Genomic DNA, 5363 nt, shown 5'->3' on the forward strand with positions numbered 1-5363 from the left:
TCGGCTCGGGGGGAAACCTCGAGGAGACCGTCACCAAGAACAACCTCGAGGCGGCGGAGGAGATCGTCCGGCAGCTGCGCCTGCGCGACATCGGCGGCATCATCGTGGTCGACTTCATCGACATGGTGCTCGAATCCAACCGCGACCTCGTGCTGCGACGGCTCATCGAGTGTCTGAGCCGTGACCGCACGAAACACCAGGTGGCCGAGGTCACCTCGCTCGGGCTCGTGCAGATGACCCGCAAGAAGCTCGGGCTCGGGCTGCTGGAGACCTTCAGCGAGGCGTGCGAGGTGTGCGCCGGTCGCGGCGTGATCGTGCACCACGACCCCGTGGTCAAGCACCGCGCGTCGTCGCAGAACGGCGGCGGCGCCCGGCGCAGTCGTCAGGCCCCGCCGGTCTCCACCGCGCCGGGCGGCGGCACGCACGTGATCACCGAGGGCGTGAAGTCGGCGCTGGCGCAGATCGCGGCATCCACGATCCACCCGCACGACGATGTTCCCGCAGCGGAGCCCGCACCCGAGCCCGCCGTCGCGGAGCGCCCGAAGAAGGCGCGCCGCAAGCGGTCGGATGCCGCGTCCGCGCGTCCGCGCACGGAGAAGGAGCTCCTCCTCGACTCGGTGCTGGAGGCCCTTCCCGCGCCCAAGGCGCCGGGTCAGGGGCGCTCGCGGCGCCGCGTGACCACGGCGGCGCTGGCGGGCACGCCGGTCGCGCCGGCCCTGGGGGAGCAGGGCTGATCAGAGCCCGCGGCGCTGCCGGGTGGTGACCCGCAGGCCCGAGGCGACGAGCCTTCTGACCAGCTCGTGCCCGTCCACGTGCTGGGCGCCGCCCGCGACGAGCCGGGCGATCGACTCCTCGGGCACGTCGTAGTGGTCGCGGTCGAATCCGCGCCGGGGGATGCCGTGCGCCTGGGCGAACGCGTGCAGCTCGTCGAGGTCGCTGTCGCTGATCAGGTGCGCCCACATGCGGCCGTGCGCGGGCCAGCGTGCGTCGTCGACGAGAATGGCCACCCCGGCATCCTATGACCGCACCGGGTCAGTCAGCGGACATGGTGCCGTCCGATGGGGGTGACCAGGGGCTTTCCCGAGACCGGGTCGATGGCGATGCGGTTCGCAAGGCCGAAGACCTCGTGGACGAGGTCGCTCGTGACGATGTCGACGGGCGCGCCCACCGCGTGCACGCGCCCGTCCTTCATCGCGACGAGCTGGTCGGCGTAGCGTGCCGCGAGGTTGAGGTCGTGCAGCACCATGACGATCGTGGTGCCGCGCGAGGTGCGCAGGTCCGTGAGCAGGTCCAGCACCTCGACCTGGTTGGCGACGTCGAGGAACGTCGTCGGCTCGTCCAGCAGCAGGATGTCGGTCTCCTGCGCCAGCGCCATCGCGATCCAGACGCGCTGACGCTGGCCGCCGGAGAGCTCGTCGACGCTGCGGTCGGCCAGCTCGGTCGTGTCGGTGACCCGCAGGGCGTCGGCGACGACCTCGTAGTCGTGTGCGCTCCAACGGGACAGGGTCCGCTGATGCGGATGCCGACCCCGGCCGACCAGGTCGGCCACCGCGATCCCCTCCGGCGCGATCGGGGACTGCGGGAGCAGGCCCAGGATGCGGGCGACCTCTCTGGTCGGGCGGGAGTGCACGGAGGCGCCGTCGAGCACGACCTGCCCCGTGTGCGGGGAGAGGAGCCGGGCCAGCGCGCGTAGCAGCGTGGACTTGCCGCATCCGTTCGCTCCCACGATGACGGTGATCCTCCCGGGCGCGACGGCGAGGTCCAGTCCGTCGACGATCGTGCGCTCGCCGTAGGAGAGCGTGAGCCCCTCGGCGGTGAGCTGATGGCTTTCGGTCACAGCGAGACCCCTTGACGGTTGGTGCGGATGAGCAGGTAGATGAGGTACGGCGCGCCCAGCACGCCGGTGACGACGCCGACCGGGTAGCGGCTGCCGAGCGCGAACTGGCCGATGAGGTCGCCGCCGAGCACGAGCACGGCTCCCACCAGCGCCGCGGGCACGAGCAGATTCGCGCCGGGTCCGGTCAGGCGCGAAGCGATCGGGCCCGCCATGAACGCCACGAACGCGATCGGGCCGGTGCCGGCGGTGGCGAAGGCCAGGAGCGCGACCGCGCCGACGATGAACAGGAGCCGCGTGCGGCTCACCCGCACCCCGAGACCGGCCGCGGAGTCGTCGCCCAGCTGCAGCATGCCGAGCGACCGCGACTGGGCGAGCAGGAACGGGAGGATCACGAGGCTCGCGAGAGCCAGCGGCGCGACGCGGTCCCACGAGGCGCTGTTGAGGCTGCCGGTGAGCCACTGCATCGCGGTCTGGATGTCCCACTGCGCGGCGCGCGAGAGCAGGTACGACACGACGCTCTGCAGCATCGCCGACACGCCGATGCCGATGAGGATCAGCCGCGTCCCGGCGAAGCCGCCCTTGTTGGAGAGCAGGTAGATCGCGAGGGCGGTCACGAGCGCCCCGACCAGGGCGAGGGTGGACACGACCGCGCCACCGGCCGACAGCGCGACGATCCCGAACACGGCGGCGGCGCTCGCGCCCTCGGCGATCCCGATGATGTCGGGGGATGCCAGGGGGTTGCGCAGCAGCGTCTGGAACGTGACCCCGGCGATGCCGAAGGCCGCCCCGGCCAGGAGGGCCAGGACCGTGCGCGGCAGGCGCAGCTCGCCCACCGTGAAGGAGGCGCCGGGCACGGTCTCGCCGAGGATCACCCGGACGACCTCGTCGGGCGGGTAGAACGTGTTGCCGACCATCAACGCGATGCAGGACAGGACGAACAGGATCGCCCCGAGCACGATCGCGGTGAGGGCGTGGCGGCGGTGACGCGCGCGGCGCCCGGCGACGACGACGGCGGTCACAGCTCGCGCACCTTCTGCCGGCGCACGATCCAGATGAAGAACGGCGCTCCGATCACGGCGGTGATGATGCCGACCTGGATCTCCTCGGACGAGGGGGCGACGACCCGGCCCACCACGTCGGCGGCCAGCAGCAGCGCGGCCCCGCCGAGGGCCGAGAACGGCAGCAGCCAGCGGTGGTCGGTGCCCACGAGCAGACGGCACATGTGCGGGATGACGAGTCCGACGAAGCCGATGGGGCCCGCAATGGCCGTGGCCGCCCCGGCGAGGACCACCGCGCCCAGGGCCGACACCAGCCGCGTGCGGAACACGTGCTCGCCGAGCCCTGCGGCCAGATCGTCGCCCAGGGCGAGGGAGTTCATCCCGCGAGCGCATGCGAAGCAGACCAGCATCCCGATCGCGAGGACCGGGGCGAGGGCGGCGAGCTTGGCCCAGTCCGCGCCGCCGACCCCGCCGATCTGCCAGGCCTGGAAGGTGGGCAGGAGGTCGACGCGGGGCAGCATGATCGCGCTGATGAGGGAGACGAACGCCGCGGAGGTCGCCGCTCCCGCCAGCGCGAGCTTGAGCGGGGTCGCCCCGCCCCGGCCGAGCGAGCCGACCGTGTAGACGAAGACCGCCGCCACCGCGGCCCCCACGACCGCCACCGCGATGAAGGCCCAGGAGCCGGCCATGTCGAACAGCGCGATCCCGACGACCACCGCCAGCGATGCCCCGCCGGTCACGCCCAGGATGCCGGGATCGGCGACCGGGTTGCGGGTGACGGCCTGCATGGTGGCTCCGGACAGGGCCAGGGCGCCCCCGACCAGGATCGCCAGCACAGTGCGCGGGATGCGCTTGACGATGGCCGCCTGGGAGACGGTGTCGGCGTGCCCGGCGAGCCCCGCCAGGATGTCGTCGAACGCGACGGCGCGGACGCCGAAGGAGACCGACAGCGCCGCGAGGACCACGATCGCGCCCGCTCCGGCCGCAAGCCACAGCGTGCGCGCCAGCACCGGGCGCCGCAGTGCTGCGGCGCCCGGTGCACGATCCGGAAGGACTGCGGTCACCCCTGCAGCGGCGAGGCGAGGAGGGCGAAGTAGTCGCCGATGCCCCACCCGATCGACAGCGGCGAGGGGTTGGCGGATGCCGCCAGCGGCGTGTCGTTCTCCAGGATGGCGACCCGGCCCTCCGCGATCGCCGGGATCTTCGACAGCAGCGGGTCGGCCTGCAGGGTCGCGAGCGTCGTGTCGTCGCCGTAGGTGGCGATGATGTCGACGTCGTCGAGCTCGTCGGCCTGCTCGGCGCTGATCGAGGTGTAGAACTCGGTGCTGTCCTGGTACTCCTCCAGGACCGCGGGCGCAGGCAGCCCGATGCTCAGGAGGAACCCGGGGCGGGTGTCGATCGGCGTGTAGAAGCCGATCTGGCTGAGGTCGGTCGCCTCGAAGAAGGCGAACAGCACCTTCTTGTCCTTCAGTGCGCTGTTCTCGTCGAGGGCGGCGGTGATCTGCGCGTGCAGGTCGTCGATGAGCTCGGCACCGGCGTCGGCCTCGCCGAGGGCGGTGGAGTTCAGCGCGATCATGTCTTCCAGAGAGGTGCCCCAGGCCTCGCCCGGGTAGGCGACGACGGGCGCGATCTTCGACAGCGTTTCGTACTCGTCCTCGGTGATGCCGGAGGATGCCGCGAGGATGACGTCGGGCTCGGTGTCGGCGACGGCCTCGAAGTCGATGCCGTCGGTCTCATCGAACAGCACCGGGGTGTCGGCGCCGAGCTCGGTGAGCTTGTCCTCCACCCACGGCAGGACGCCGTCGTGGTCGTCATCGCCCCAGGTGACCTTCGCCATGCCGACCGGGACGATGCCCAGGGCCAGCGGAACCTCCTGGTTCGCCCACGCGACGGTGGCTACGCGCTCGGGCTTGCTCTCGATGATGGTCTCGCCGTAGACGTGCTCGATCGTGACCGGGAAGGCGCCGTCGCTCTCGGCGCTCGTGGTCTCCTCCGGGGCGGACGAGGAACAGGCGGCGAGGGCGGCGACGAGCGTGGCCGCTGCGGCGGCGCCGAGGATTCTGGTGAGGCGCACGAGGCGCTCCCTTCGGGATGAGGGGGGATGGGTCCCCTCAACCTACCAGTCATTTAGGCCAGCCTTACCTATTGTTTCGGTCAGGGACCGCGGCGCGAGCCGCGCTTTTGCCCTCCCGTGCGGCATCCGGTAAACTCGATCCTTGGTGCGTCGAGACGCTCCGCACCAGGACTTCCAGTCTCGGACAGACAATCGGAGCGGTGCGCTCCCCGAAGAAACAGGTATGAAGTGGTCTACGCAGTAGTGCGCGCCGGTGGGCGGCAGGAGAAGGTCGAGGTCGGCACGATCGTCGTGCTCGACCGCCAGCAGGCCGAGGTCGGCGACACGCTTCAGCTCCCCGCCGTCCTGCTCGTCGACGGCGACGCCGTCACGACCGACGCCGACAAGCTCGCGACGGTCACCGTCACCGCCGAGGTCCTCGGCGAGGAGCGCGGCCCCAAGATCGTGATCCAGA

7 protein-coding genes are annotated in these 5363 nt (G+C 71.5%); 2 read left to right on the plus strand and 5 right to left on the minus strand.

The window, feature by feature from the left end:
- Window positions 1-734, plus strand: a 734-nt coding sequence (locus QM641_RS12390) for a ribonuclease E/G (RefSeq protein ID WP_415116935.1), incomplete at its 5' end; no start/stop codon positions are given.
- Here the strand turns inward: QM641_RS12390 and QM641_RS12395 are convergent.
- Genes QM641_RS12395 through QM641_RS12415 form a run of 5 tightly spaced genes read right to left on the minus strand, consistent with a single transcriptional unit; the run spans window position 735 to window position 4909 of the window.
- On the minus strand, window positions 735-1007 hold the full coding sequence (locus QM641_RS12395) for a DUF4031 domain-containing protein (RefSeq protein WP_415116937.1): 273 nt from the start codon (window positions 1005-1007) through the stop codon (window positions 735-737).
- Between the two features lie 29 nt (window positions 1008-1036).
- The gene (locus tag QM641_RS12400) at window positions 1037-1837 is read right to left on the minus strand and encodes an ABC transporter ATP-binding protein (protein WP_415116939.1); all 801 of its coding nucleotides are present in this window, start codon (window positions 1835-1837) and stop codon (window positions 1037-1039) included.
- Complete coding sequence (locus tag QM641_RS12405) at window positions 1834-2856, minus strand: FecCD family ABC transporter permease (protein WP_415116941.1); 1023 nt, start codon at window positions 2854-2856, stop codon at window positions 1834-1836. Before QM641_RS12405 ends, QM641_RS12400 begins: the two co-directional genes overlap by 4 nt.
- Window positions 2853-3899: a FecCD family ABC transporter permease gene (locus QM641_RS12410; protein WP_415116943.1), complete on the minus strand. Its 1047-nt coding sequence runs from the start codon at window positions 3897-3899 to the stop codon at window positions 2853-2855. Before QM641_RS12410 ends, QM641_RS12405 begins: the two co-directional genes overlap by 4 nt.
- Window positions 3896-4909 carry an iron-siderophore ABC transporter substrate-binding protein gene (locus QM641_RS12415; RefSeq protein WP_415116945.1) on the minus strand — a complete coding sequence of 338 codons (1014 nt, stop codon included), beginning with the start codon at window positions 4907-4909 and terminating at the stop codon, window positions 3896-3898. Before QM641_RS12415 ends, QM641_RS12410 begins: the two co-directional genes overlap by 4 nt.
- Window positions 4910-5137: 228 nt before the next feature.
- Here QM641_RS12415 and rplU point away from each other — a divergent pair.
- Window positions 5138-5363: 50S ribosomal protein L21 (rplU, locus tag QM641_RS12420; RefSeq protein ID WP_415116947.1), on the plus strand; the 226-nt coding region annotated here is incomplete at its 3' end.

It is taken from the genome of Microbacterium sp. (genome assembly GCF_047605725.1).
Classification (GTDB): Bacteria; Actinomycetota; Actinomycetes; order Actinomycetales; family Microbacteriaceae; genus Microbacterium.